At 46.8% G+C, this 23,619-nt stretch carries 29 protein-coding genes, 1 tRNA gene and 1 CRISPR repeat array; of the genes, 17 read left to right on the forward strand and 13 right to left on the reverse strand.

The genetic code is table 11. The annotated features are described in order from the left end of the window. Positions 1–2: 2 nt before the first annotated feature. The 15 genes from rpsN (at position 3) to rplQ (ending at position 7,357) form a co-directional block, all read left to right on the forward strand. The gene (gene rpsN, locus ACTHUF_RS09775; protein WP_003684736.1) at positions 3–308 is read left to right on the forward strand and encodes a 30S ribosomal protein S14; all 306 of its coding nucleotides are present in this window, start codon (positions 3–5) and stop codon (positions 306–308) included. 14 nt (positions 309–322) lie between these two features. Then, complete coding sequence (gene rpsH / locus ACTHUF_RS09780) at positions 323–715, forward strand: 30S ribosomal protein S8 (RefSeq protein WP_003749283.1); 393 nt, start codon at positions 323–325, stop codon at positions 713–715. Positions 716–728: 13 nt separating this feature from the next. After that, positions 729–1,262, forward strand: a complete 534-nt coding sequence (gene rplF, locus ACTHUF_RS09785) for a 50S ribosomal protein L6 (RefSeq protein WP_003749285.1) — start codon at positions 729–731, stop codon at positions 1,260–1,262. A gap of 13 nt (positions 1,263–1,275) precedes the next feature. Continuing rightward, positions 1,276–1,629, forward strand: a complete 354-nt coding sequence (rplR, locus tag ACTHUF_RS09790) for a 50S ribosomal protein L18 (protein ID WP_003749287.1) — start codon at positions 1,276–1,278, stop codon at positions 1,627–1,629. A 17-nt stretch (positions 1,630–1,646) separates the two neighbouring features. Further along, the gene (gene rpsE / locus ACTHUF_RS09795) at positions 1,647–2,165 is read left to right on the forward strand and encodes a 30S ribosomal protein S5 (protein ID WP_003684704.1); all 519 of its coding nucleotides are present in this window, start codon (positions 1,647–1,649) and stop codon (positions 2,163–2,165) included. Next, positions 2,158–2,343, forward strand: coding sequence for a 50S ribosomal protein L30 (gene rpmD / locus ACTHUF_RS09800; RefSeq protein WP_003684808.1), 186 nt, complete (start codon positions 2,158–2,160; stop codon positions 2,341–2,343). The genes rpsE and rpmD overlap by 8 nt, the downstream gene beginning before the upstream one ends. Position 2,344: 1 nt before the next feature. Continuing rightward, on the forward strand, positions 2,345–2,779 hold the full coding sequence (rplO, locus tag ACTHUF_RS09805; protein WP_003749291.1) for a 50S ribosomal protein L15: 435 nt from the start codon (positions 2,345–2,347) through the stop codon (positions 2,777–2,779). 13 nt (positions 2,780–2,792) lie between these two features. Next, positions 2,793–4,106: a preprotein translocase subunit SecY gene (secY, locus tag ACTHUF_RS09810; RefSeq protein ID WP_003749293.1), complete on the forward strand. Its 1,314-nt coding sequence runs from the start codon at positions 2,793–2,795 to the stop codon at positions 4,104–4,106. Between the two features lie 4 nt (positions 4,107–4,110). Continuing rightward, positions 4,111–4,329, forward strand: coding sequence for a translation initiation factor IF-1 (gene infA, locus ACTHUF_RS09815; protein WP_003684714.1), 219 nt, complete (start codon positions 4,111–4,113; stop codon positions 4,327–4,329). An 18-nt stretch (positions 4,330–4,347) separates the two neighbouring features. Next, positions 4,348–4,461 (forward strand): 50S ribosomal protein L36, encoded by a 114-nt coding sequence (gene rpmJ / locus ACTHUF_RS09820; RefSeq protein WP_003697674.1) that lies wholly within the window; start codon positions 4,348–4,350, stop codon positions 4,459–4,461. 67 nt (positions 4,462–4,528) lie between these two features. Continuing rightward, the gene (rpsM, locus tag ACTHUF_RS09825; protein WP_003749295.1) at positions 4,529–4,891 is read left to right on the forward strand and encodes a 30S ribosomal protein S13; all 363 of its coding nucleotides are present in this window, start codon (positions 4,529–4,531) and stop codon (positions 4,889–4,891) included. Positions 4,892–4,910: 19 nt separating this feature from the next. Further along, positions 4,911–5,306 (forward strand): 30S ribosomal protein S11, encoded by a 396-nt coding sequence (gene rpsK / locus ACTHUF_RS09830; RefSeq protein WP_002216249.1) that lies wholly within the window; start codon positions 4,911–4,913, stop codon positions 5,304–5,306. 19 nt (positions 5,307–5,325) lie between these two features. After that, on the forward strand, positions 5,326–5,946 hold the full coding sequence (gene rpsD / locus ACTHUF_RS09835; protein ID WP_003749296.1) for a 30S ribosomal protein S4: 621 nt from the start codon (positions 5,326–5,328) through the stop codon (positions 5,944–5,946). A gap of 25 nt (positions 5,947–5,971) precedes the next feature. Next, on the forward strand, positions 5,972–6,958 hold the full coding sequence (locus tag ACTHUF_RS09840; protein ID WP_003749298.1) for a DNA-directed RNA polymerase subunit alpha: 987 nt from the start codon (positions 5,972–5,974) through the stop codon (positions 6,956–6,958). Positions 6,959–6,982: 24 nt separating this feature from the next. Then, complete coding sequence (gene rplQ, locus ACTHUF_RS09845) at positions 6,983–7,357, forward strand: 50S ribosomal protein L17 (RefSeq protein WP_049348888.1); 375 nt, start codon at positions 6,983–6,985, stop codon at positions 7,355–7,357. A 113-nt stretch (positions 7,358–7,470) separates the two neighbouring features. Then, positions 7,471–8,100: a CRISPR direct-repeat array (repeat unit 36 nt; unit sequence GTTGTAGCTCCCTTTCTCATTTCGCAGTGCTACAAT). 62 nt (positions 8,101–8,162) lie between these two features. Here rplQ and cas2 read toward each other — a convergent pair. From cas2 to ACTHUF_RS09880, 7 genes are all read right to left on the reverse strand, one after another. Continuing rightward, positions 8,163–8,489: a CRISPR-associated endonuclease Cas2 gene (cas2, locus tag ACTHUF_RS09850; RefSeq protein WP_036493500.1), complete on the reverse strand. Its 327-nt coding sequence runs from the start codon at positions 8,487–8,489 to the stop codon at positions 8,163–8,165. After that, positions 8,482–9,396, reverse strand: coding sequence for a type II CRISPR-associated endonuclease Cas1 (gene cas1, locus ACTHUF_RS09855; RefSeq protein WP_315094952.1), 915 nt, complete (start codon positions 9,394–9,396; stop codon positions 8,482–8,484). Before cas1 ends, cas2 begins: the two co-directional genes overlap by 8 nt. 65 nt (positions 9,397–9,461) lie before the next feature. Next, positions 9,462–12,704, reverse strand: a complete 3,243-nt coding sequence (gene cas9, locus ACTHUF_RS09860; protein WP_315094954.1) for a type II CRISPR RNA-guided endonuclease Cas9 — start codon at positions 12,702–12,704, stop codon at positions 9,462–9,464. A 269-nt stretch (positions 12,705–12,973) separates the two neighbouring features. Then, positions 12,974–14,398, reverse strand: a complete 1,425-nt coding sequence (locus ACTHUF_RS09865) for an alanine/glycine:cation symporter family protein (protein WP_222571308.1) — start codon at positions 14,396–14,398, stop codon at positions 12,974–12,976. Positions 14,399–14,660: 262 nt separating this feature from the next. After that, on the reverse strand, positions 14,661–16,172 hold the full coding sequence (lysS, locus tag ACTHUF_RS09870; protein ID WP_440407536.1) for a lysine--tRNA ligase: 1,512 nt from the start codon (positions 16,170–16,172) through the stop codon (positions 14,661–14,663). 179 nt (positions 16,173–16,351) lie between these two features. Beyond that, complete coding sequence (gene aldA / locus ACTHUF_RS09875) at positions 16,352–17,794, reverse strand: aldehyde dehydrogenase (RefSeq protein WP_440407537.1); 1,443 nt, start codon at positions 17,792–17,794, stop codon at positions 16,352–16,354. Positions 17,795–18,090: 296 nt separating this feature from the next. Then, positions 18,091–18,166, reverse strand: a tRNA-Lys gene (locus ACTHUF_RS09880). Positions 18,167–18,348: 182 nt separating this feature from the next. On the opposite strand from ACTHUF_RS09880, the gene ACTHUF_RS09885 reads away from it, so the two are divergent. After that, on the forward strand, positions 18,349–18,780 hold the full coding sequence (locus ACTHUF_RS09885; protein WP_003749309.1) for an Ag473 family lipoprotein: 432 nt from the start codon (positions 18,349–18,351) through the stop codon (positions 18,778–18,780). 63 nt (positions 18,781–18,843) lie between these two features. On the opposite strand, the gene ACTHUF_RS09890 is transcribed toward ACTHUF_RS09885, so the two are convergent. After that, positions 18,844–19,818, reverse strand: coding sequence for a TerC family protein (locus ACTHUF_RS09890; RefSeq protein ID WP_440407538.1), 975 nt, complete (start codon positions 19,816–19,818; stop codon positions 18,844–18,846). A gap of 33 nt (positions 19,819–19,851) precedes the next feature. After that, on the reverse strand, positions 19,852–20,301 hold the full coding sequence (locus tag ACTHUF_RS09895; RefSeq protein WP_049330770.1) for a CopD family copper resistance protein: 450 nt from the start codon (positions 20,299–20,301) through the stop codon (positions 19,852–19,854). 254 nt (positions 20,302–20,555) lie between these two features. Here ACTHUF_RS09895 and ACTHUF_RS09900 point away from each other — a divergent pair, with 254 nt between their 5' ends. Beyond that, positions 20,556–20,768 (forward strand): glycine zipper 2TM domain-containing protein, encoded by a 213-nt coding sequence (locus ACTHUF_RS09900; protein ID WP_003684747.1) that lies wholly within the window; start codon positions 20,556–20,558, stop codon positions 20,766–20,768. Between the two features lie 63 nt (positions 20,769–20,831). Here the strand turns inward: ACTHUF_RS09900 and ACTHUF_RS09905 are convergent, their stop codons facing one another. Genes ACTHUF_RS09905 through minC form a run of 4 tightly spaced genes read right to left on the reverse strand, consistent with a single transcriptional unit; the run spans position 20,832 to position 23,584 of the window. Further along, positions 20,832–21,752 (reverse strand): hydrogen peroxide-inducible genes activator, encoded by a 921-nt coding sequence (locus ACTHUF_RS09905; RefSeq protein ID WP_003749313.1) that lies wholly within the window; start codon positions 21,750–21,752, stop codon positions 20,832–20,834. A 3-nt stretch (positions 21,753–21,755) separates the two neighbouring features. Beyond that, complete coding sequence (minE, locus tag ACTHUF_RS09910; RefSeq protein WP_003680625.1) at positions 21,756–22,019, reverse strand: cell division topological specificity factor MinE; 264 nt, start codon at positions 22,017–22,019, stop codon at positions 21,756–21,758. A gap of 3 nt (positions 22,020–22,022) precedes the next feature. Continuing rightward, positions 22,023–22,838 carry a septum site-determining protein MinD gene (gene minD / locus ACTHUF_RS09915; protein ID WP_440407539.1) on the reverse strand — a complete coding sequence of 272 codons (816 nt, stop codon included), beginning with the start codon at positions 22,836–22,838 and terminating at the stop codon, positions 22,023–22,025. Between the two features lie 26 nt (positions 22,839–22,864). After that, positions 22,865–23,584 carry a septum site-determining protein MinC gene (minC, locus tag ACTHUF_RS09920; protein WP_003749320.1) on the reverse strand — a complete coding sequence of 240 codons (720 nt, stop codon included), beginning with the start codon at positions 23,582–23,584 and terminating at the stop codon, positions 22,865–22,867. Positions 23,585–23,619 lie beyond the last annotated feature (35 nt).

The following is a 23,619-nucleotide window of genomic DNA, read 5'->3' on the forward strand; positions in this document are numbered from 1 at the left end:
TCATGGCTAAGAAAGCACTTATTAATCGTGAGCTGAAACGTCAAGCATTGGCGAAAAAGTTTGCAGCTAAACGTGAGGCAATTTTCGCTGTTATTAATGATGCTAATGCGACTGAAGAAGAACGCTTTGAAGCACGTTTGAAATTTCAATCCATTCCTCGTAATGCAGCACCTGTACGTCAACGTCGTCGTTGTGCTTTAACAGGTCGTCCTCGTGGCACTTTCCGTAAATTTGGTTTGGGTCGTATTAAAATCCGTGAAATCGCTATGCGTGGCGAGATTCCTGGTGTTGTTAAAGCTAGCTGGTAATAGGAGTATAAATAATGAGTATGCATGATCCTATTTCCGATATGTTGACTCGTATTCGCAATGCGCAACGTGCTAATAAAGCAACTGTTGCCATGCCTTCTTCAAAATTGAAATGTGCAATTGCAAAAGTTCTGAAAGATGAAGGCTATATCGAGGATTTTACGGTTTCTGCTGATGCAAAACCGGTATTGGAAATTCAATTGAAATACTATGCAGGTCGCCCTGTGATTGAGCAAATTAAACGTGTTTCACGCCCTGGTTTGCGTATTTACAAAGCATCAAGCGAGATCCCTAGCGTAATGAATGGCTTGGGTGTTGCTATTGTTAGTACTTCTAAAGGTGTGATGACTGATCGCAAAGCCCGTTCTGAGGGTGTTGGTGGTGAGTTGTTGTGCATCGTAGCCTAGTGGAGAAATGTAAATGTCACGCGTCGCAAAAAACCCAGTGACTGTTCCTGCTGGTGTAGAAGTAAAATTCGGAACAGATGCATTGGTAATCAAAGGTAAACATGGCGAATTGTCCTTTCCTTTGCATTCCGATGTTGCTATTGAACTAAACGATGGTAAATTGACTTTTGCTGCAAAAAATGACAGTAAACAGGCTAATGCTATGTCTGGTACTGCTCGTGCATTGGTTAATAACATGGTTAAGGGTGTTTCTGAAGGTTTTGAGAAAAAACTTCAATTGATTGGTGTGGGTTATCGTGCCCAAGCGCAAGGCAAAGTTTTGAACTTATCTTTGGGTTTCTCTCATCCAATCGTATATGAAATGCCTGAAGGTGTTTCTGTTCAAACTCCTAGCCAAACAGAAATCGTTTTGACTGGTGCAGATAAACAAGTGGTTGGCCAAGTCGCTGCTGAAATTCGTGCATTCCGTTCTCCTGAGCCTTATAAAGGCAAAGGTGTTCGTTATGTAGGTGAAGTAGTAGTGATGAAAGAAGCCAAGAAAAAATAATTGAGGTTCACTAATGGATAAACATACAACCCGACTCCGTCGTGCACGCAAAACCCGTGCGCGTATTGCGGACTTGAAAATGGTAAGATTATGTGTGTTCCGCAGCAATAATCATATTTATGCTCAAGTAATTAGTGCTGAAGGTGATAAAGTATTGGCTCAAGCCTCTACATTGGAAGCTGAAGTACGTAGTAGCCTGAAATCAGGTAGCAACGTTGAAGCAGCAGCTGTAGTTGGTAAGCGTATTGCTGAAAAAGCTAAAGCAGTAGGTGTTGAAAAAGTTGCTTTTGACCGTTCAGGTTTCCAATATCACGGTCGTGTGAAAGCTTTGGCTGAAGCTGCACGTGAAAATGGTTTAAGCTTCTAATATTTGGAGACTTTCAGATGGCAAAACATGAAATTGAAGAACGCGGTGACGGCCTGATTGAAAAGATGGTCGCAGTTAATCGCGTGACTAAAGTAGTTAAAGGTGGCCGTATCATGGCTTTCTCTGCACTGACTGTTGTTGGTGATGGTGATGGTCGCATCGGTATGGGTAAGGGTAAATCAAAAGAAGTGCCAGTTGCTGTTCAAAAAGCAATGGATCAAGCACGCCGCTCTATGATTAAAGTACCTTTGAAAAATGGTACTATTCATCATGAAGTTATTGGTCGTCATGGCGCTACTAAAGTATTTATGCAACCTGCTAAAGAAGGTAGCGGTGTAAAAGCTGGTGGTCCAATGCGTTTAGTATTTGATGCTATGGGTATACATAATATCTCAGCTAAAGTGCATGGTTCCACTAACCCTTACAATATTGTACGTGCTACATTAGACGGTTTGTCTAAACTGTATACCCCTGCTGATATTGCTGCTAAACGTGGCTTGACAGTAGAAGATATTTTGGGAGCTAACCATGACTGAGCAAAAAAAGATTAAAGTTACATTGGTTAAGAGCCTGATCGGTACAATTGAATCTCATCGTGCTTGTGCTCGTGGCTTAGGTTTGCGTCGCCGTGAGCATACAGTAGAGGTTTTGGATACCCCTGAAAACCGTGGTATGATCAATAAAATCAGCTACTTGTTGAAAGTGGAGTCTTAATATGTTTTTGAATACTATTCAACCTGCTGAGGGTGCTACTCACGCTAGTCGTCGTGTAGGCCGTGGTATTGGTAGTGGCCTGGGTAAGACAGGTGGTCGTGGCCATAAAGGTCAAAAAAGCCGTGCTGGCGGTTTCCACAAGGTAGGTTTTGAAGGTGGTCAAATGCCTTTGCAACGCCGCCTGCCTAAGCGTGGTTTCAAATCTTTGACTGCTGCCGCTAATGCTGAAGTTCGTTTGAGTGAGTTGAATCTGATTGCTGTAAACGAAATTGATGTTTTGGTTCTTAAACAAGCTGGTCTGATTCCTGCGACTGCTTCTAATGTAAAAGTTATTGCTTCTGGTGAAATTTCAAAAGCGGTTACCTTGAAAGGTGTAAAAGCTACTAAAGGTGCTAAAGCTGCAATTGAAGCTGCTGGTGGCAAAGTAGAAGAATAAGGCTTGCACTATAGTGGCTAATCAACAATCTTTATCAGGATTATCCAAATTTGGAGATCTGAAAAAACGTCTAGTGTTTCTATTAGGAGCTTTAGTCGTTTTCCGTATTGGTGCTCATATACCGGTACCGGGCGTAGATGCTGTTGCATTAGCTAAGTTATACGAAGGCGCTGCAAACGGCATATTCGGAATGTTAAATATGTTCTCGGGTGGTTCGTTGGAGCGCTTTAGTATATTTGCAATCGGTATCATGCCTTATATTTCATCGTCGATTATTGTTCAGCTTGCTTCGGAGATCATTCCTTCTTTAAAAGCTTTAAAAAAGGAAGGTGAGGCTGGTCGGAAAATAATTACGAAATATACTAGGTATGGGACGGTATTATTGGCTGTATTACAAAGCTTTGGTGTTGCAACATTTGTTTATCAACAAGGAGTTGTTGTAACAAGTTCGCTTGAGTTTCATATTTCTACAGTAGTCTGTTTGGTTACAGGTACGATGTTTTTGATGTGGTTGGGGGAGCAGATTACCGAGCGTGGTATCGGTAATGGTATTTCCTTAATTATTACAGCAGGTATTGTATCGGGTATTCCATCTGGTATTGTTCGGTTGTTGACTTTGACTGAACAAGGCTCTATGAGTATGTTAATGGCAGTATCCATTGTTATTGGTATTTTGCTGTTGGTCTATGCTGTAGTATATTTTGAAAGTGCTCAGCGTAAGGTTCCTGTGCATTATGCTAAAAGGCAATTTGGCTCTGGAATGATGCCAGGACAAAGCATTCATATGCCGTTCAAGCTAAATATGGCCGGTGTTATTCCTCCTATTTTTGCTTCCAGTATTATCCTTTTTCCATCTACTCTTTTAGGTTGGTTTGGTTCAAATAGTACGAATTCTATTCTTCACAAGGTTGCTGCAATGCTGCAACATGGGCAACCTTTGTATATTGTATTATTTGCAACAACTATTATTTTCTTCTGTTATTTCTATACTGCTTTAGTATTTAGCCCCAAAGAAATGGCTGAGAATTTGAAGAAAAGTGGTGCATTTGTACCTGGTATTCGCCCAGGTGAGCAAACCTCTAGATATTTGGAAAAAGTTGTACTGAGACTGACATTATTTGGTGCTTTGTATATCACTACAATCTGTCTAATACCTGAATTTTTAACGACAGCATTGAATGTGCCTTTCTATTTAGGCGGAACGTCTTTGCTTATCTTGGTTGTCGTTACAATGGATTTTAGGACGCAAATCAATTCCTACGTAATGAGTAGTCAGTATGAAGATTTGATGAGTCGTCCAGATATGAAATCTTTATCACGTAAGTAGGCTTATGGCTAAAGAAGATACCATACAGATGCAGGGTGAAATCCTTGAGACTTTGCCCAATGCAACGTTTAAAGTAAAACTGGAAAATGATCATGTAGTACTTGGTCATATCTCTGGAAAAATGCGAATGCACTATATCCGTATTTCTCCAGGTGATAAGGTAACAGTTGAACTAACTCCTTATGATTTAACCCGTGCTCGGATTGTTTTCCGAGCAAGATAAACGATAAAAGGAAATAAAATGCGTGTACAACCTTCTGTAAAGAAAATTTGTCGCAATTGCAAGATTATTCGTCGTAATCGTGTAGTTCGCGTAATTTGTACTGACCCACGTCACAAACAACGTCAAGGCTAAGAAGTTAGTTTTCTTAACTCTTGATTTTGTGGTATAGTGACATACTTTGCCCTAAAAAGGAAAAAATATGGCTCGTATTGCAGGGGTAAATATCCCTAATAATGCCCATATCGTAATTGGTCTTCAGGCTATTTATGGTATTGGTGCGACTCGTGCTAAATTGATTTGTGAGGCAGCAAATATTGCTCCTACTACTAAAGCAAAAGATTTGGACGAGGCTCAATTAGACGCTTTGCGTGAGCAAGTTGCTAAATATGAAGTTGAAGGTGATTTGCGTCGTGAAGTAACGATGAGCATTAAACGACTGATGGATATGGGTTGCTATCGTGGCTTCCGTCATCGTCGTGGCTTGCCTTGTCGTGGTCAACGCACTCGCACAAATGCCCGTACCCGTAAAGGTCCGCGCAAAGCGATTGCCGGTAAGAAATAAATTTTAAGGAATTTGATTAATGGCTAAAGCAAACACAGCTTCGCGTGTACGTAAAAAAGTACGTAAAACCGTAAGCGAAGGTATTGTGCACGTTCATGCATCTTTCAACAATACCATCATTACAATCACTGACCGTCAAGGCAATGCATTGTCTTGGGCTACCTCTGGCGGCGCTGGTTTTAAAGGTTCTCGTAAAAGTACACCATTTGCAGCACAAGTTGCAGCAGAAGCAGCTGGTAAAGTTGCCCAAGAGTATGGCGTTAAAAATTTAGAAGTCCGCATTAAAGGCCCTGGCCCTGGTCGCGAATCTTCTGTACGTGCTTTAAACGCTCTTGGTTTCAAGATTACCAGCATTACTGACGTTACCCCGTTGCCTCATAACGGTTGCCGTCCGCCTAAAAAACGTCGTATTTAATATTGGAGTGATTTAAAACATGGCACGTTATATTGGCCCTAAATGTAAATTAGCACGTCGCGAAGGTACGGATCTGTTTTTGAAGAGCGCACGTCGCTCTTTGGATTCAAAATGTAAAATGGATTCTGCACCTGGTCAGCACGGTGCGAAAAAACCACGTTTGTCAGACTACGGTTTGCAATTGCGTGAAAAACAAAAAATCCGTCGTATTTATGGTGTGTTAGAACGCCAATTCCGTCGTTACTTTGCGGAAGCTGATCGTCGTAAAGGTTCTACCGGTGAATTGCTGTTGCAATTGCTGGAGTCCCGTTTGGATAATGTCGTTTATCGTATGGGTTTTGGCTCTACCCGCGCTGAAGCACGTCAATTGGTTTCTCATAAAGCTATCGTTGTAAACGGTCAGGTTGTTAATATCCCTTCTTTCCAAGTTAAAGCAGGTGATGTTGTAGCTGTTCGTGAAAAAGCTAAGAAACAAGTACGTATCCAAGAGGCATTGAGCTTGGCTACTCAAATTGGCTTGCCAAGCTGGGTATCTGTTGATGCCGACAAATTGGAAGGTGTATTCAAAAATATGCCGGATCGCTCAGAATTGTCTGGCGATATTAATGAACAGCTGGTGGTAGAGTTCTACTCTAAATAATGCTAGCTCAATGAGGGACAGTTAAATGCAAAATAGCACAACCGAATTTTTGAAACCTCGTCAAATCGATGTAGATACCTTGTCTTCTACTCGAGCTAAGGTGTCTATGCAGCCATTTGAGCGTGGTTTTGGTCATACTTTAGGTAATGCTTTGCGTCGTATCTTACTGTCATCCATGAATGGCTTTGCCCCAACTGAAGTAGTTATTTCTGGCGTATTGCACGAATACTCTACTATTGATGGTGTTCAAGAGGATGTTGTTGACGTTCTCTTGAACATTAAAGGTATCGTATTTAAGCTTCACGGTCGTAATCAAGTTCAGTTGACTTTGAAAAAAGCAGGTGCCGGTGCTGTTGTAGCCGGTGACATTGATTTGCCACATGATGTGGAAATCATCAATCCTGAACATGTTATTTGCCACTTGTCCGACAATGGTCAAATCGACATGGAAATTAAAGTAGAGCAAGGTCGTGGTTATCAATCTGTTTCAGGTCGTCGCGTATTGCGTGATGAGAATAAACAGATTGGTGCGATTCAGTTGGATGCGAGCTTTTCGCCCATCAGTCGTGTTAGCTTTGAAGTTGAACCTGCACGCGTAGAGCAACGTACGGATTTGGATAAATTGGTTTTGGATATTGAAACCAATGGTTCTATTGATCCAGAAGAAGCTGTACGTAGTGCCGCACGTATCTTAATTGACCAAATGTCTATTTTTGCAGATTTGCAAGGTACTCCGGTTGAAGAGGTTGAAGAAAAAGCGCCTCCTATCGATCCTATCTTGCTGCGTCCTGTAGATGATTTGGAATTAACCGTACGTTCAGCTAATTGTCTGAAAGCTGAAGATATTTACTATATTGGCGATTTGATTCAACGTACTGAAACCGAGCTTCTCAAGACCCCTAATTTGGGTCGTAAATCTTTGAATGAGATCAAAGAAGTGTTGGCCTCTAAAGGTCTGACATTAGGTTCCAAATTAGAAGCTTGGCCGCCTGTAGGCTTAGAAAAGCCGTAAGTTTGAAGATTAAAGGATAATGACATGCGTCATCGTAATGGCAACCGCAAATTAAACCGTACTAGCAGCCACCGCGCTGCGATGCTGCGCAATATGGCGAATTCCTTGTTGACTCACGAAACCATCGTGACAACTTTGCCGAAAGCAAAAGAATTGCGCCGCGTAGTTGAACCCTTGATTACTTTGGGTAAAAAATCATCTTTGGCAAACCGTCGTTTGGCTTTTAACCGCACTCGCGATCGTGATGTTGTAGTTAAATTGTTTGACGAATTGGGTCCACGCTTTGCTGCTCGTAACGGCGGCTATGTTCGTGTACTGAAATACGGTTTCCGTAAAGGTGACAATGCTCCTTTGGCATTGGTTGAATTGGTTGATAAAGTAGCTGATTCTGCTGAATAAGCAAATTGATATGAAAGCACTACCTGTTTAGGTAGTGCTTTTTTCATTTAGGAAGTCTCTATTTTATTTTGCAACGCTACAATTTTATTGTTTCATTCAATGGGGTGAATATAGTTGTAGCTCCCTTTCTCATTTCGCAGTGCTACAATTCAAACGTGAGATTAACCTCTTTAACCGTTGTTGTAGCTCCCTTTCTCATTTCGCAGTGCTACAATTTCCAACCGAGCCTATCCCCGATGGCCATAGTTGTAGCTCCCTTTCTCATTTCGCAGTGCTACAATGCTGCGGAAACAGCTTGTAACGATGATTCCGTTGTAGCTCCCTTTCTCATTTCGCAGTGCTACAATGATTTGGTACGACCAAAAGGTACGTTTCCGGTTGTAGCTCCCTTTCTCATTTCGCAGTGCTACAATGCGCACGCCTTCGGTGTATTCGTTGGCTGTGTTGTAGCTCCCTTTCTCATTTCGCAGTGCTACAATTCCAAAGTGCGCGGTATCCGCAATACCATGGTTGTAGCTCCCTTTCTCATTTCGCAGTGCTACAATTCCATCATGTTGCATGGTAAGTGGTCTGAAGTTGTAGCTCCCTTTCTCATTTCGCAGTGCTACAATACACGCAAATCACGGTCAATGGCGGTATCAGTTGTAGCTCCCTTTCTCATTTCGCAGTGCTACAATCTACGGCCATACCGTTATTTTGATGACCCAGTTGTAGCTCCCTTTCTCATTTCGCAGTGCTACAATACTCCAACGGGAAATCCTTATTCTATAAGGGTTTCCCGTTTTATTTTGTCTAAAAAATGGGCTTAAAATAATAATAGTTGATCTGAATTGACCCTTTTTTCTTGGGTTTTTAGCTCTCCCAACAGCAGTTTCATGGTGGCAAATTGCTTTTCTGTTACTTCCAAACAGCGGATTGAGCCTTCTTGTGGTAGGTTTGCACATAGTCTATTGTGGTGTTTTTGCAACGAATCTCGACCTTTAACAATACGGCTATATACGGAAAGTTGGAGCATTTGGTATCCATCTTTTAATAGGAACTGGCGGAATTGATTGGCGGCTTTCCGCTTGGCCGCTGTGGTAACCGGTAGGTCGAAGAAGACGATAATCCTCATAAATTTAGCCTCACTCATATTGGTATTCTTTCAATGGCAAGATTTCAGGCAGTTCCAGCTGTTTGGCGTTTTTGTTAGTTACGCTGGCTTGAAATGAAGAAATCATTTTGTCGATGGCAGCCAAGGTACTGAAATGTTGCCGTTCGATGCTGATTTGACAGTGAAGGGTTTTGATAAGGTTTTGTTTTATGTTGGGTGTCAGTTCAGTTTTCAGACGGCCTTGTTCGTGCATATGTATAACGACCAAGTCAGCTAATGGACGCAAGGGTTCGATAAAGTCATCGGCGAGATTGAATGGATTCAGTTCGCTTCTATGAAACAAGCCTAATGCAGGCAACCAGCCATATAAGGTCAGGGCGCGTGCAACTGCTGCACGGAGCACGGCGTAGGTGTAGTTCAATGCGGCATTGACGGTATTGTCGTCATTACGGGTAAACTTTTCTCCAAAGAGGGCTTGGAAGTAGAGGGCGGCAGCTTGGGCTTCACGGTTTCCTGTATCGCCTGAACGGACTTCGACTGCCAAAGTGCGCAGCCGTTTGGCTGCAAGATCATTGCCTGTTTCGTCTGCGACAAATGCTTGATTCAGGATTTTTTGACGGATGATATGTTGCCAGAGTTGCTTTTTTAAGGGTTCGCTTATATTCAGTTGCAGCTTGAGGATTTTGAGTTGGCGGTGATATTGGGCATAAGGCAGCCATTGTCCGCAGGGGAGGAACTGCTCGTCACATGTCAGCAGGGTTGCACCATGCTCGGCTAATGCCGATAGGAGCGGGGCGGTAATCAGGGTTTCGCGGTTTTCGATGATGATAACGGCGATGTCTTCTAATGGTACGGTGTGGGATTCGCCGTTTTGTTGAATCAGCAATTGCCGGCGTTGCAAGGATAGTTTGCCGCCGTTTTGAATGAGTAGACTGCGCCAAGTCATTTTTTCCCCTTATTTTTATATAAAAAATCCCTGCTTCAGGCCGTCTGAAACAGGGATGGATTAATTTAACGGACAGGTGGGCGTTTTTTCAGACGGCATGGTCTGATTTCTTTACCCAGTTCGTCGATTTGGTATTTCTCTACCGATATCAGATTTTGGGTACTGATTCGGAACTGCTGCTCTTTTGAACCTTTATCGTGCCAAGCCAAATAAAACCGTCCATTAGAGCTATCACAGTTGATATAGTATGCAAATTCTACTTCAGATTTTTCATCTTTCTGAAAAGCAATCAGATCATACTTATGCAAGCTAAAACAGAATGTATAGCTATCATCAATCCGGTATCCTTTACAATCAATATCGGGAAGAATGTTTTCAGCAACCTGCCAAGCATAGATGGGAACAATAAAATACTGATTTTTTCCTTTCTTATCCACTTTACAGAACACATCAACACGTACCATGTCTCCATTATCTGCAATGGTATAAGCATTTTTTTTGTTTAATAAGACTCCGCTCTCTTGGGTTTTTTCGATCCTCACAGCTTTAACCAGTTGTCCCCCCTTTTTATAAAACGGATTGTCCTTAGGGTCAAATGCTTGTTTAGCATTACCTCCATATGCCCCTAAACGTGCCTTAAGGGCCTCATATAATTCAATCTCCCTACCATTTTTATAATTAACCATATTTTCAAGGTCGGCCAACTTGATTTCGGTTAACCATACTCGTTTAACACTAATTTTTTCATTATGTTTAACAAATCGTTTAGCAGATCTCAAAGTATCTTTATGTGCACCGCTCATCTTCCGATTGGGCGCGCGTGAAACAAACAGTGGCGTCACGTATTCGTGTACGGCTTCGGGACGAGATGATAATTTTTCTGCGAGCAGGGTACGCAGTTTTTCGGGGGTATCCGCTTCTTCAAATTCGGGTTTTCCGTCCGGTTTGCCGAAGATGCGAATCATGACTTCCTGCGCGAAAAATTCCCAAGGTTGCGGGAAGTGTGTTTTTTGATGCAGCACTTCTCCTGTTTCTTTATCTATGGTTTTACCGTCAAATGCGTTCATTTCTTTGTAATGTACAAAATAGGTAATTTTCTGCTGCATGGCAACGGTTGAGCAGGCAACGACGACGGCGTCCAAAGCATGATGGCGGTCGTTTTCCGCACGCACTTTGCGCAATCCCCAAAAGCCACGCAACAGATTGGTAATTTGTCCGTTGGAGGCAAAGACGCGTCTTTTCCCTTTACCTGTCAGCCGCATATGGTTGGCAACAAATTGGCACAGGAAACGGTTGACGTAGCGCGTATCGTTCAGATTGCGTTCTTTGAAGCCGTCTTCGTCAAATTTTTGCAGCAGAATCCGTTGTTTTTTACTGCGCGGGAAACGGCTGGTTTCAACACGCGCTTTAAATTCCTGCCATTCGCGGCTGTTGTCTTTGCCGTTGAAGTATTCGTAAGGGGTTTTGCTGCCTTTGTTTTGGTTTTCGCTGCCCAATACCAGCACTTTATTGTTGAAACTGTCGTCCCATGTGCGCGAGAACGGCAGGGCATGGTCGATTTCGACATAGCCTTTTTCGTTCAGACGGCCTAAGTCGATTTCTTTGCCCGAATACAGGCATTTGCCGTGTTGTTGCTCGTACAGGCGCAGTTTCAGAATATCTTTGGATTTGGGTTCGCCGACAAAATTAGGAAAATACTCTCGGAATTTGGCAGCAGCTTTTTCCCGGTCTTTACGGTTTTCTTCTTGGCGTTTTTCGATTTCTTTGCGGTCTTTAAACGATTTGCCTACTTCCCTTGCCGTTTCAATATGGATACGCGCAGGAGAGCCGTAACGGCGTACAACGGCATTAATGACCTTACGCGCTTGAGATAAGGCGCGCAAAACGACGGAGTTGCGGATTTCGTCGGCGGGAATCGGCGGCAGATAAATCTTTTCTTCTGTCTTCTTCTTGCCGTAATGGTCTCCGTAGATTTCGGCGCAGGCTTCATCGTAACGTTTGCCTTGTTCCATTAGAGGCACAATTTTGCGCAACGCTTTCAAGGAAATTTGAACGAACTTATCGAAGCTGATGTTCAACAGCGCTTCTAAGATTTCGGGCTGTACACGGTCTTTCAGACGGCCTGTAATGTCTTCATCGGTTTTGAATAGGGAGAGTGCCGTGCCGATTTCGTCTTGTAATTCGGGAGAAAGGTTTAATGGGGATTTTTTGTCTTTCAATCCTTCTTTTTCCAGCGCACGGCTGATGGCATCGTAAGCCTTCATTTCCATCAGTATCGCAGATTCGGCATTGTCTTCACCATAGCGCAAGCCTTTGAAAAAGGCGGTATCTTCTAAACCCAGTAGCTTACGGGCTTGTGCGTAAGTCAGTTTCTTTTTATACGGCTGATTTATAAGTATGGCGCGTTCGGTATCGGTCAACGGCCGCTCGCTGCCTTGCTCTAAAATACGCAGGTTGTTCAGCTTGGTCAGCCAAATAAAACGTTCGGCGGTGTAGGTGTTTTTAGCGGCTTTCGGCTCTGTCGGTTCGAAGGTGCAATGCCCCAACATTTTTTGAACAGCATCGCCGGACAAGGCAGGGCGTTGCGTCATCAGCAGGGTTTCAATATCTTCTTTAAGGCCGTCTGAAACATGCGGATTGCCGAATTCTTTTTGTTTTTCAAACAGTAAATTCAGCTCTGCCTGCAAATCTTTGCGGCTGAACGTATGCGAATAATCGCCGCGCTGGTTGCGGATATGGCCGCTTTCTTTCTCAAATTTATTTAAAGCCAATTCAGCCGGTGTGCGGAAATCGCCTGTTTGTAAGGCATGGGCATTGTCGGCTACGCCTTTGAGTAAAGCGCCAAGTTCCTTGTCGGCAGTTTCGCCCTCGTTTTTTCTTTGCGACAAATAACCGCGGTGTTTGATTAAATGCAACAAGACTGCCGACCACTCCAAAGGCGTCAGTTTGCGGTCTAATGCGGCTGCGCGAAGTTGCCATGGTGTATTCGGCAAGGATTTGATCAAGCCGTTTTCATCAAAATCGGCGGCTTGTAATACACCTTCGCGTTTCAATAGGCGGCGGGCCCGAAGCAGGCGGTGGGCGCGACGGCGGGTCAGGCGGCGAACACTGCGTGCCAAGCGTCTTGCCGCTGCGAGAGAGTCGCCTGTTTTCGGGACTTCGGCACGCTCAAATACGCGCACGCCCAAATCAATCAGGCGTATGGGGTTTTCTTCTTCGTCAATTTCTACCATCGCCCAGCCGACGGATGCGATGCCGATATCGAGGCCGAGGATGTAGTTGATTGGATTGGGTTTGAATGTAGCCATCAGTTTCTCCGTAATGTGATGTTTGGTAAGTATAAATATATCCCAGGTAAGTATTACCATGCAAATGAAATACTTGACTAGGTACCGATTTGGAATTAGAATCTGTCCATATTGTTGCACTGCGAAATGAGAAACGTTGCTACAATAAGGCCGTCTGAAAAGATGTGCCGCAACGCTCTGCCCCTTAAGGCTTCTGCTTTAAGGGGCATCGTTTTGTCTAAATGGCAGGGATTAAAAAGGCCGTCTGAAGTTTCAGACGGCCTTTGGTTTTACCAGATATCGGATTTGATTTTGCGTTTCAAGCCAGGGTGTTCGGAGAGTTTGAACTCTGGGTCTTTGCCCATTTTCAGCTTGGCTGTGTAGTCTTTCAACAGCAGGAAGGCAAGTGGGGACAGGAGCAGGATGGCAACGAGGTTAATCCATGCCATGATGCCCATGGCCATGTCTGCCATATCCCATACCAAGGGTACGTTGGCAACTGCGCCGAAGTAGACCCATGCCAAAACCAGCATACGGAAAACGGCGGTAACCAGCCAATGGCTCTTGATGAATTGGACGTTGGACTCGGCATAGGCATAGTTGCCGATAACGGTTGAAAAGGCAAACATAAACAGGATGGCAGCAAGGAAGCCCGCTCCCCATTCGCCTACCTGGCTGACGATTGCCGCTTGGGTCAGCGCCGCACCGCTCAGGTCGCCGTAAGGCTGTTGATAGGTCAAGACGATAAAGGCGGTGCATGAGCAGACGATGATGGTATCGACGAAAACGCCCAGCATTTGAATCATGCCTTGGGAGACGGGGTGTTTTACTTCGGCTGCGGCTGCGGCGTTCGGCGCGGAACCCATACCCGCCTCATTGGAATACAGGCCGCGTTTGATACCCTGCATCATGGTGATCGAAATCAGACCTCCGAGGAAACCGCCTGCAGCCGAATCAAAGTTGAACGCGTTGGAGAAAATCTGACCGAACACGTCAGGAATCAGGGAAATATTGGTAGCAATGATGAAGAGTGCTATGACGAGATATAAAACCGCCATCAGCGGAACGATAATTTCCGCGGCTTTAGATACGCGACGGATACCGCCGAAGATAATAGGGGCAGTCAGAATGACCAAAGCGACACCGACATAGTGTTGATCCCAGCCCCATGCCGCTTTGGTGGTATCGGCGATGGTATTAGTCTGTACGGCTTCAAATACAAAGCCGAAACAGAAAATCAGGCTCAGGGCGAACAAAACGCCCAGCCATTTTTGTCCCAGGCCTTGAGTTATGTAGTAGGCAGGACCGCCGCGGAAGTGGTGGTTGTCGTAGTCCCGGACTTTAAAGAGTTGGGCCAGTGAAGATTCGACAAACGCCGAACTCATGCCGATTAAGGCGGTTACCCACATCCAGAATACCGCGCCCGGCCCGCCGAGTTTGATGGCAATCGCCACGCCGGCGATGTTGCCCACGCCTACGCGGCTGGCCAAGCCGGTAACGAATGCTTGGAACGGTGTGATTCCGTGCGGATCATCACCTTGTTTGCGGCCGCCCAGCATTTCTTTGATACTGCGCCCGAAGAGGCGGAATTGTACAAAACCGGTGGTAATGGTGAAAAATAGGCCTGCGCCTAAAAGCATATATACCAATCCCGACCACATTGGGTCGTTAATGGCGTTTACCCAGCCGTGAAGCTGTTCGAAAAATTGATCCATACAAACCTTTCAGAGTTTCTGAATTTTCAGACGGCCTGTGCGTGGAGGCTGTCTGTAACTGGATGTATTCTAGCAGACTGTCAACAAACTGAAAAACGTTTACATATTCTTTTTTATATTATGCTTTTGATTATCATGGAATTTTATTATTATGATGTAAAGGAATTATCGATTTGAATTCTACCGTTTTACATATTTGAACAAAAAGGCCGTCTGAAAACAGAGTCTTGTTTTCAGACGGCCTAGATTTTATTTCAATGTGTTATTCGGGACGCATTTGCGGGAACAGAATCACGTCGCGGATGGTTTGCGAATCGGTCAGCAACATTACCAAGCGGTCGATGCCGATGCCGCAACCACCTGTCGGCGGCAGGCCGAATTCCATCGCGCGGATGTAGTCGGCATCGTAATGCATGGCTTCGTCGTCGCCGGCGTCTTTTTGCGCCACTTGCGCCTTGAAGCGTTCGGCTTGGTCTTCCGGATCGTTCAACTCAGAGTAGCCGTTTGCCAGTTCGCGGCCGACAACGAAAAGCTCGAAGCGTTCGGTCAAACCAGGTTTGCTGTCGGATGCGCGTGCCAATGGCGATACTTCGACAGGGTAGTCGATGATGAAAGTCGGGTTCCACAGTTTGCTTTCTGCGCAACCTTCAAACAGGGCAAGTTGCAGGCTGCCGATGCCCGGAGACGGAGGCAGACTTTCACCGTGTTTGACGATTTCTTTTTTCAGCCATTCTTCATCGTTCAACTGCTCGTCGGTGTAGTGCGGATTGTATTTTTTGATGGCTTCGAGAATAGTCAGGCGTTCAAACGGGCTTTCCAAATCGACTTCTTTGCCGTTGTAGCTGATTTTCGCCGTGCCGTTTACCGCGCGGGAAGCGTTGCGGATGATGTTTTCCGCCATTTGCATCATGCGTTCGTAGTCGGAGAAGGCTTCGTAGAATTCGATCATGGTGAATTCAGGGTTGTGGCGTACGGACATACCCTCGTTACGGAAGCTGCGGTTGATTTCAAACACGCGTTCCAAGCCGCCGACAACCAAGCGTTTCAGATACAGCTCGGGAGCGATGCGCAGATAGAGCGGAATGTCCAAGGCATTGTGGTGGGTAACGAACGGTTTTGCCGTCGCACCGCCCGGAATCGGGTGCATCATTGGGGTTTCAACTTCCAAATAATGCTCGTTGACCATGAAATTGCGCACGGATTGGATGATTTGGCTGCGTTTGATGAAGGTATTGCGTGATTCTTCGTTGGCAATTAAATCGACGTAGCGTTGACGGTATTTGGTTTCCTGATCGCTCAAACCTTTGTGTTTGTCCGGCAGAGGGCGCAGGGATTTGGATAGCAGGCGGATGTTGGACACGCGCACGGTCAATTCGCCGTGGTTGGTTTTGAACAAAGTACCTTCCGCGCCGACGATGTCGCCCAAGTCCCAGTGGTTGAAGTCGTCCAAAACTTCTTGGCTCACACCTTTGTTGTTCAGATAAAGCTGGATTTGACCGGTAACGTCTTGAATGGTGGCGAAGCTGGCTTTGCCCATTTGACGTTTGAGCATCATGCGGCCGGCTACTTTGACGGGAATGCCTTGCGGGTCGAGTTCTTCTTTGCTGATTTCACCGTATTGGGTGTGCAGGTCGGCGGCAAAGCTGTCGCGTTTGAAATCGTTAGGGTAGGCGTTGCGTTCTTTGCGGATGTTGTGCAGTTTCTCGCGGCGCAGGGCGATGATTTGGTTTTCGTCCAACTGCGGCTCGATTTGCGGATTGTTTTGTTCGCTCATGGTGTTTTCCGGAAAAATGACTCAGGCTGCCGGAGTTTTCAGACGGCCTGAATAAAGTGAAAAATTGGCTCTATTTTACGCGATGTCGGTGTTTTTTTCTATAAAGGCAGAAAGGCCGTCTGAAACCTGAAAAATCAGTTTCAGACGGCCTTTTGTTTCATGAAGGGCCGTATCGGCAGTTAGATATTGGTTTCCAAATAAACGACTTGGGTTTGCAGATATTCTTCCAAACCGTGTTTACCGTCCGCGCCGCCGATACCTGATTTTTTCCAACCGGCATGGAAGCCCTGCATGGCTTCAAAGTTTTCGCGGTTGATGTAGGTTTCGCCGAAACGCAGGCGGCGGGTTACATAAAACGCTTCATTCAGATTGGTGGTATAGACGGAGCTGGTCAGGCCGAATTCGCTGTCGTTTGCCAAAGCGATGACTTGATCGAGCGTGTCGAAAGTGGCAACCGGCAGGACGGGGCCGAAGGTTTCTTCCTTCATAATGTCCATGCTGTTGTCGGTATCAGTCAGCAGGGTAGGTTCGAAGAAGTAGCCTTTACCGTCGGCACGTTTGCCGCCGCAAACCAAGGTTGCGCCTTGTCGAACTGCGCGTTCGACTTTCTCGGCAACGGATTTTACGGCGCGTTCTTCAATCAACGGCCCCATTTCCAGTGCGCCGGCTTCGGCTTCGGCCGGGTTGCCGTAGCGCACGCCTTTCATGGCGGCGGTCATTTTTTCGATAAACGCGTCTTTCAGGCTGCTGTGGACATACACGCGTTCGGCGCAGTTACAGATTTGGCCGGTATTGCCCACGCGTGAAGCCAAGATGGATTTAACAGCCAGATCCAAGTCAGCATCTTTCAGGACGATGGCAGGGGCTTTGCCACCCAGTTCCAGTGAGACTTTGGTAATGTTGGCGGAGGCGGCTTCCATCACTTGGCGGCCGGCATCGACAGAACCGGTCAGGCTGACCATGTCGACTTGCGGATGTGATGCCAAGGCATTGCCGATTTCTGCGCCCGGGCCGTTGACGACGTTGAATACGCCGGCCGGTAAGCCTGAGGCATGGACGATTTCAGCAAAGATGTGGCAGTTAATCGGGGTAACGCTGCTTGGTTTGACGACGATGGTATTGCCTGTTACCAAAGCCGGGCCCATTTTGCGGGCGATCAGGAAGAATGGGAAGTTCCACGGCAAAATACCGGCGATTACGCCCAAAGGACGTTTGAACAATAAAATGTTTTCGCGCGGACGGTCGCTTTGGATGATTTCACCTTCATAACGGCGCGCCCATTCTGCTTGGTAGTCGAGATAATCGGCAGTGAACATGACTTCTATGCGTGCCAAATCTTTGGTTTTGCCACCTTCGGCAACAATGGTATCCGTCAGCTCGTCGGCACGTTCACGGATGCCTTGGGCAATTTTACGCAGGTATGCGCCGCGTTCAACGGCAGGCAAACGCTCCCATGCAGTTTGCGCATCTCTGGCCGCGGCAACGGCACGATCAACATCGGCTTTTCCGCCTTTAGGCTCACGCGCGATGACTTCTTCGGTTGCCGGATTCAATACATCACGCCATGTGCCGTTAAAGTCGGTTTCAAAGCGGCCGTTGATATACATAGACAGTTGTTTCATCAAACCTTCTCCTGTTGTTGTAGTTGGATGTAGTTTTAGTCTATGCCTAAATTGTCTGGCATACAAGAGGATTTAGCGTGGGTTGATGATAGGTGTTTGGAAGCTTTTAGAAAAATATGATGTGTGGGGAGTTGGATAAGAGGGTGGTGCTGGGGTGATGCCTTGAGTTGAGTCTATAACAACATTGTGACAAGTGCGAATATTCTTGATATTGATAATAAGGGAAGTATCGAGTGAAGAAAGGCTTGATGGAGAATATAAAAAAACCTGCTTTTTTCAAAGCAGGTTTTCATATTTGGTGGGTCGTGAGCGATTCGAACGCTCGACCAACGGATTAAAAGTCCGCTGCTCTACCGACTGAGCTAACGACCCGATAAGCTGTGCATTATATGGAGCTTGTTTCTTTTCGTCAACTGTTTTTTTGAAATTTTTTTCAAAAAACGTAAATTGGTTGTTATTTGGCGTTAATTCTCCCGTTTCCGAGTATTAATTATGTTATGATTTTCTAATCTGTCAGTTCTGATGGATATTTTTTAGACCAAAGGATATACAACATGAAAAAATTATTGATTGCTGCGATGATGGTGGCTGGTTTGGCTGCTTGTTCTCAAGAGGCGAAACAGGAAACTCAAGAAGCGGCTTCTGCCGTTGCTTCTGATGTGAACGCTGCTGCTGAACACGCGGCTTCTGCTGCTGATGCTGCTGCTTCCGAAGCTAAAGGCGCTGCTGAGCAAGCTGTTTCTGACGCTAAAGAAGCCGGTGCCGATGCGAAGGAAACTGCGGAGAAAGCAATTTCCGATGCTAAAGAAACTACCGGTAAAGCCATCGATGGTGCTAAAGAAGCCAGCGACAAAGCTTTGGACGATGCAAAAGCTGCTGTGGGCGAAGCTAAAGACGCTGCCAAAGATGCGGCTAAAGATGCTTTGGGTAAAGCTGCCGATGCAACTCAAGAAGCTGCCGATAAATTGAAAGACGCTGCTAAATAAGCTGGTGTTTGATATTTGAAAAGGCCGTCTGAAATGTTCAGACGGCCTTTTTATATCGGCAGATTATTTTTTCTCTTGCTGACGCGTGTACACCAAAGAAGTCAGGATGGACGCGCCCAGTGCGCCGAAGACGACGGACAGGGAAATGGAAATCGGGATATGCACCCAGTGCATAATCAGCATCTTGATACCGATAAAGCTCAACACGAAAGCCAAGCCGTATTTGAGGAAAATAAAGCGTTCGGCAAAGTCTGCCAGTAAGAAGTACATGGCACGCAGGCCCAAGATGGCAAAAATGTTGGAAGTGAGGACGATGAAAGGGTCGGTGGTTACGGCAAAAATAGCGGGGATGCTGTCCACGGCGAAGATGACGTCGCTCAATTCGATCATAATCAATACCAGCAAAAGCGGCGTAGCGATACGTTTGCCGTTCTCGATGGTAAAGAACTTTTCACTGTCAAACTGTTGGCTGGTCGGGATGACTTTTTTGAGCAGGGTCAGTATCTTGTTTTGGGAAAGATCTTCTTCAGCTTCGGCTTCCGGCTTCATCATGTGGATGCCGGTATAGAGCAGAAATGCGCCGAAAAGGTAGAGAATCCATTCGAATTGCTGTACCAGTGCCGCGCCGATGAAAATCATGATGGCGCGCAGGACGATGGCGCCGAATACGCCATAGAGCAGGACGCGGTGTTGGAATTTGGGTTCGACTTTGAAGTAGCCGAAAATCATCAGGAAGACAAAGATGTTGTCGACGGCGAGGGATTTTTCGAGTACATAGCCGGTGAAGAATTCGAGGATTTTTTCTTTGGCGACAGCGGCACCGTAAGCCGGGTTGCCCGCCAGTTCGAAATAGAGCCAGCCGGCAAACGCGCAGGATACGGCCACCCAAATGCCGCTCCAGGCGAGGGCTTCTTTAATGCTGACTTTGTGGGCACCGTTTTTTTTCAGCGACACCATATCGATGGCGATCATGATTAAGACGGCAATAAAGAAGATGCCGTAAAACATCGGCGAGCCGACGGACGGGTATTGGGTCATAAACAATCCTTGTGTGTGGGGGAAGGGTAAGGTTTACCAAGACAGGTAGAACATTGCTTTGGCAAAAAAGACGATAAACAGCATATGGCTGAATACGACGGCGTGTATGTATTTCGACCAGCCGACGGTGAGGGTGTGCCGTGCCATTTTGACGACGGCGATGGCAAAATGTACCAAAACGCTTATTGCCAACAGGATTTTGATGCTCAGCATGATGCCGAAGGAGCTGTCGAATGGGTGGTGCAGTATCGGCAGGTAGCGGTTGTACACCATCACGATGCCGCTGATGAACAGGGTAATGACGACAGGCGGCATTACGCGGACGGCACGATAGGACATGGCACGTTCGACTTCGCGGCGCGATTCACGCGAAACGCGGCCGGTGTGTAAAACGGAGAGAACCAGCATTTCGAAAAATACGCCTCCGACAAAGGCAATCGCGCAATAAACGTGGATGATGTGTGCCAGTGCGTAGATACTCATGACGGGTGTTTCCGGTAATTCAGACAAGTCGTCATTGTATCACTACCGAATGCGGTTGATGTATGCGCAATTTTATGCCAAATATATTAAAATTTATAAATATTCTTTTGGAATTGCCGTTTGTTTTTGCATTTAACCGTTCATCAAGAGCGTTATCTTAGTTTAATCTGTCTTTACTTATCAGAAAATATATTAATGAAAGGTTGTGCCATACTGTTCCATATACAGCTTAACCCCTGATGGAGAATTAAACCATGAAGAAAACTTTTGCAAAAACTGTGACCTTGATCATGCTGGCCGCTTCTTTGGGCGCGTGTGCCAATATGACTCAAACCCAACGCAACACTGCTGCTGGTGCGGTATTGGGCGGCGTGGCAGGTAATTTGATTGGTGGCGATACCGGCTCTACCTTGGGTGGTGCGGCTTTGGGTGGCGTTATCGGCAGTCAGGTTCATACCCGCTACTAATCCTTTATTCGGTTAAAAATAAAAAGGCCGTCTGAATATTCAGACGGCCTTTTGTTTTACGGTTTATTCGTTGACGAATGTTACACCGGTCAGTTGCGATTGCAAAATGGCAGTGCGCAAGGCAGTCAGTGCTTTCGGACGGACAAAGTTGCGGCGATAAGCCAAAACGACACGGCGGTGCGGTGCAGTGCCTTCAAACGGGATAATGCTGAAAAGCATGTGGTCGTTTTCGGTCAATGCGGTAGCCGGCATGACGCTGATGGCCAGGCCGCTGGCAACCATGTGGCGGATGGTGTTGATGGAGCTGCCTTGCAGGGTATTGGTCAAGCCCTGGATTTTTTGCTTGGAAGCCAATTCGGAACAGCTTGCCAACACTTGGTCGCGCATACAGTTGCCTTCGGACAGCAGCAACACTTGTTCTTCGCTCAAAAGCTGAGGCGTAACGGCATCGAGTTCTTCAAAGTGATGGCCTTTGGGAACGATGACGAAGAAAGGTTCGTCATACAGGGGCTCGGTTACGATGCCCGGCTCTTGGAACGGTTCGGCAACGACGATTGCATCGACATCGCCGCGTTTGAGCGACTCGGTCAGGATGTGGGTATAGTTCTCTTCCAGCATCAGCGGCATTTTCGGCGCGGTTTCACGCAGCGCGGTAATGAGCTTGGGCAGAAGGTAGGGGGCAACGGTAAAAATCAGGCCGAGTTTGAACGCGCCTTCCAATTCGTTTTGCTCTTCATTGGCAAGGTGCTTGATGAGTTCTGCTTCTTCCAGAACCCGGCGGGCTTGGGCGACAATGCGCTCGCCCGCTTCGGTCGTGATGATGTCGTTGCTGCTACGGTCGAACAGGGATACCGACAGCTCTTCCTCCAGCTTTTTGATGGCGATGGAGAGGGTGGGCTGGCTGACAAAGCAGCGTCGTGCGGCACGTCCAAAGTGACGTTCTTGTGCGACGGCTACGATGTAACGCAATTCGGTCAAGGTCATGTGTTAAGCCTTTTTTTGTTCCGGCAGGGTGATGTTCAGCTCAAGAACGTCCAAGCCGTCTTGTTTCTCTTGGGAGATGCGGATGTCGTCCAATGATACGTTGACGTATTTGGACAGGACTTCCAGCAGCTCTTTGCGCAAGGTCGGCAGATAGTCCGGAGCTTGGCCTTCTTGTGCGCGTTCTTGCGCGATGATGATTTGCAGGCGGTCGCGCGCGACGGTGGCGGTTTTCGGCTTTCTGCCGAACAGCATATCGAGCAGTGACATGTATTAACCTCCGAACAGTCGTTTTAAGAAACCTTTTTTCTCGGCTTCAAGGAAACGCATTTCGCGGTTTTCACCCAAAAGGCGGGCAATAACGTCTTTGTAGGCTTCGGCTGCGGCGGCATTGTCTTGATGGATGACAGGTTCGCCGGCGTTAGAGGCCTGCAGGACGTTTTGTGATTCGGGAATCACGCCGATCAACGGGATGCGCAAGATGTCGCAGATGTCTTGTACCGACAGCATTTCGCCTTTGGCCACGCGCTCTGGGGAGTAGCGGGTAATCAGCAGGTGCTCTTTAACTGTGCTGCCTTGTTCGGCTTTGCGGGATTTGCTTTGCAAAATGCCCAAGATTCGGTCGGAGTCGCGGACGCTGGATACTTCCGGATTGGTGGTGATGATGGCTTCGTCGGCAAAGTAGAGCGCCATCAGTGCGCCTTGTTCGATACCGGCAGGGGAGTCGCAGATAATGAACTCGAAGCCCATTTTTTTGCTGGACAGCTCTTTCATCACTTTGTCGACGCCGTCGCGGGTCAGTGCGTCTTTGTCGCGGGTTTGCGAGGCGGGCAGGATGTAGAGGTTTTCGCAGTTTTTGTCTTTAATCAGGGCTTGGTTGAGTGTGGCTTCGCCTTGGATGACGTTGATGAGGTCATACACGACGCGGCGTTCGCAACCCATAATCAGGTCGAGGTTGCGCAAACCGACGTCGAAGTCGATTACGGCGGTTTTGTGGCCGCGCAGGGCCAGGCCGGTTGCGATGCTGGCGCTGGTAGTGGTCTTGCCTACGCCGCCTTTACCTGAAGTTACTACGATGATTTTGGACACGATATTTCCTTTTTAAGTACTGATGTTTATTCGGCGTCGATTGCGCTGATAACCAGTCGGTTGTCTTGCAATGATACTTGTACGGGTTTTTTGTGCAGATGCTCGGGCAGGTCTTGCTCGAAGTTGCGGTAGATGCCGGCAACGGAGACTAACTCGGCCTGCATGGAATGGATGAAGATACGCGCGTTGGTGTTGCCTTTTGCTCCGGCCAACGCTCTGCCGCGCATGGGGGCGTAAATATGGATGTTGCCGTCGGCGATAAGTTCTGCACCTTGGCTGACGATGCCGGTAACGATGAGGTCGCCGTTTTCAGCGTACACCTGCTGGCCGGTACGTACGGGCGTGCTGACCAATACGGTCGGATTGTTGATAACGGTGGCTTGTACGTCTTGCGGCTGCGGTGCTTGGCGCGGGGTGGGCGCTGCCTGTGTGTCGGCTGCTTGGGTGGCGTTGCCTTGTTTGAAGACCAAGTGGTAACGCGCCGCCGCCGCCGCCCATGTGTCGCTGGTGTGGTGCAGCCCTAAAATTTGCATGCCGTAACGGGCAAACAGGGAAATCATGCCGCCCAAATCGATGGATTCGGGATGGTCGAAATCTTGTACGTCTAAAATAAAGGGAACGAATTCGTCTTGGGATTGGCCTGCCAGTTGGCGCAGGAATTCTTCCAATTCGGTTAAATCTGCGGTGTGCAGATGGATGGATAAGACGTCCAAACGTGACGTTTTTATGTCGAATGCGGGTTTCATTGTAATGAAATAATAAAATTTTTTAATGATGTAAG

The sequence above is a fragment of the Neisseria sp. P0024.S006 genome (genome assembly GCF_051956595.1).
Classification (GTDB): domain Bacteria; phylum Pseudomonadota; class Gammaproteobacteria; order Burkholderiales; family Neisseriaceae; genus Neisseria.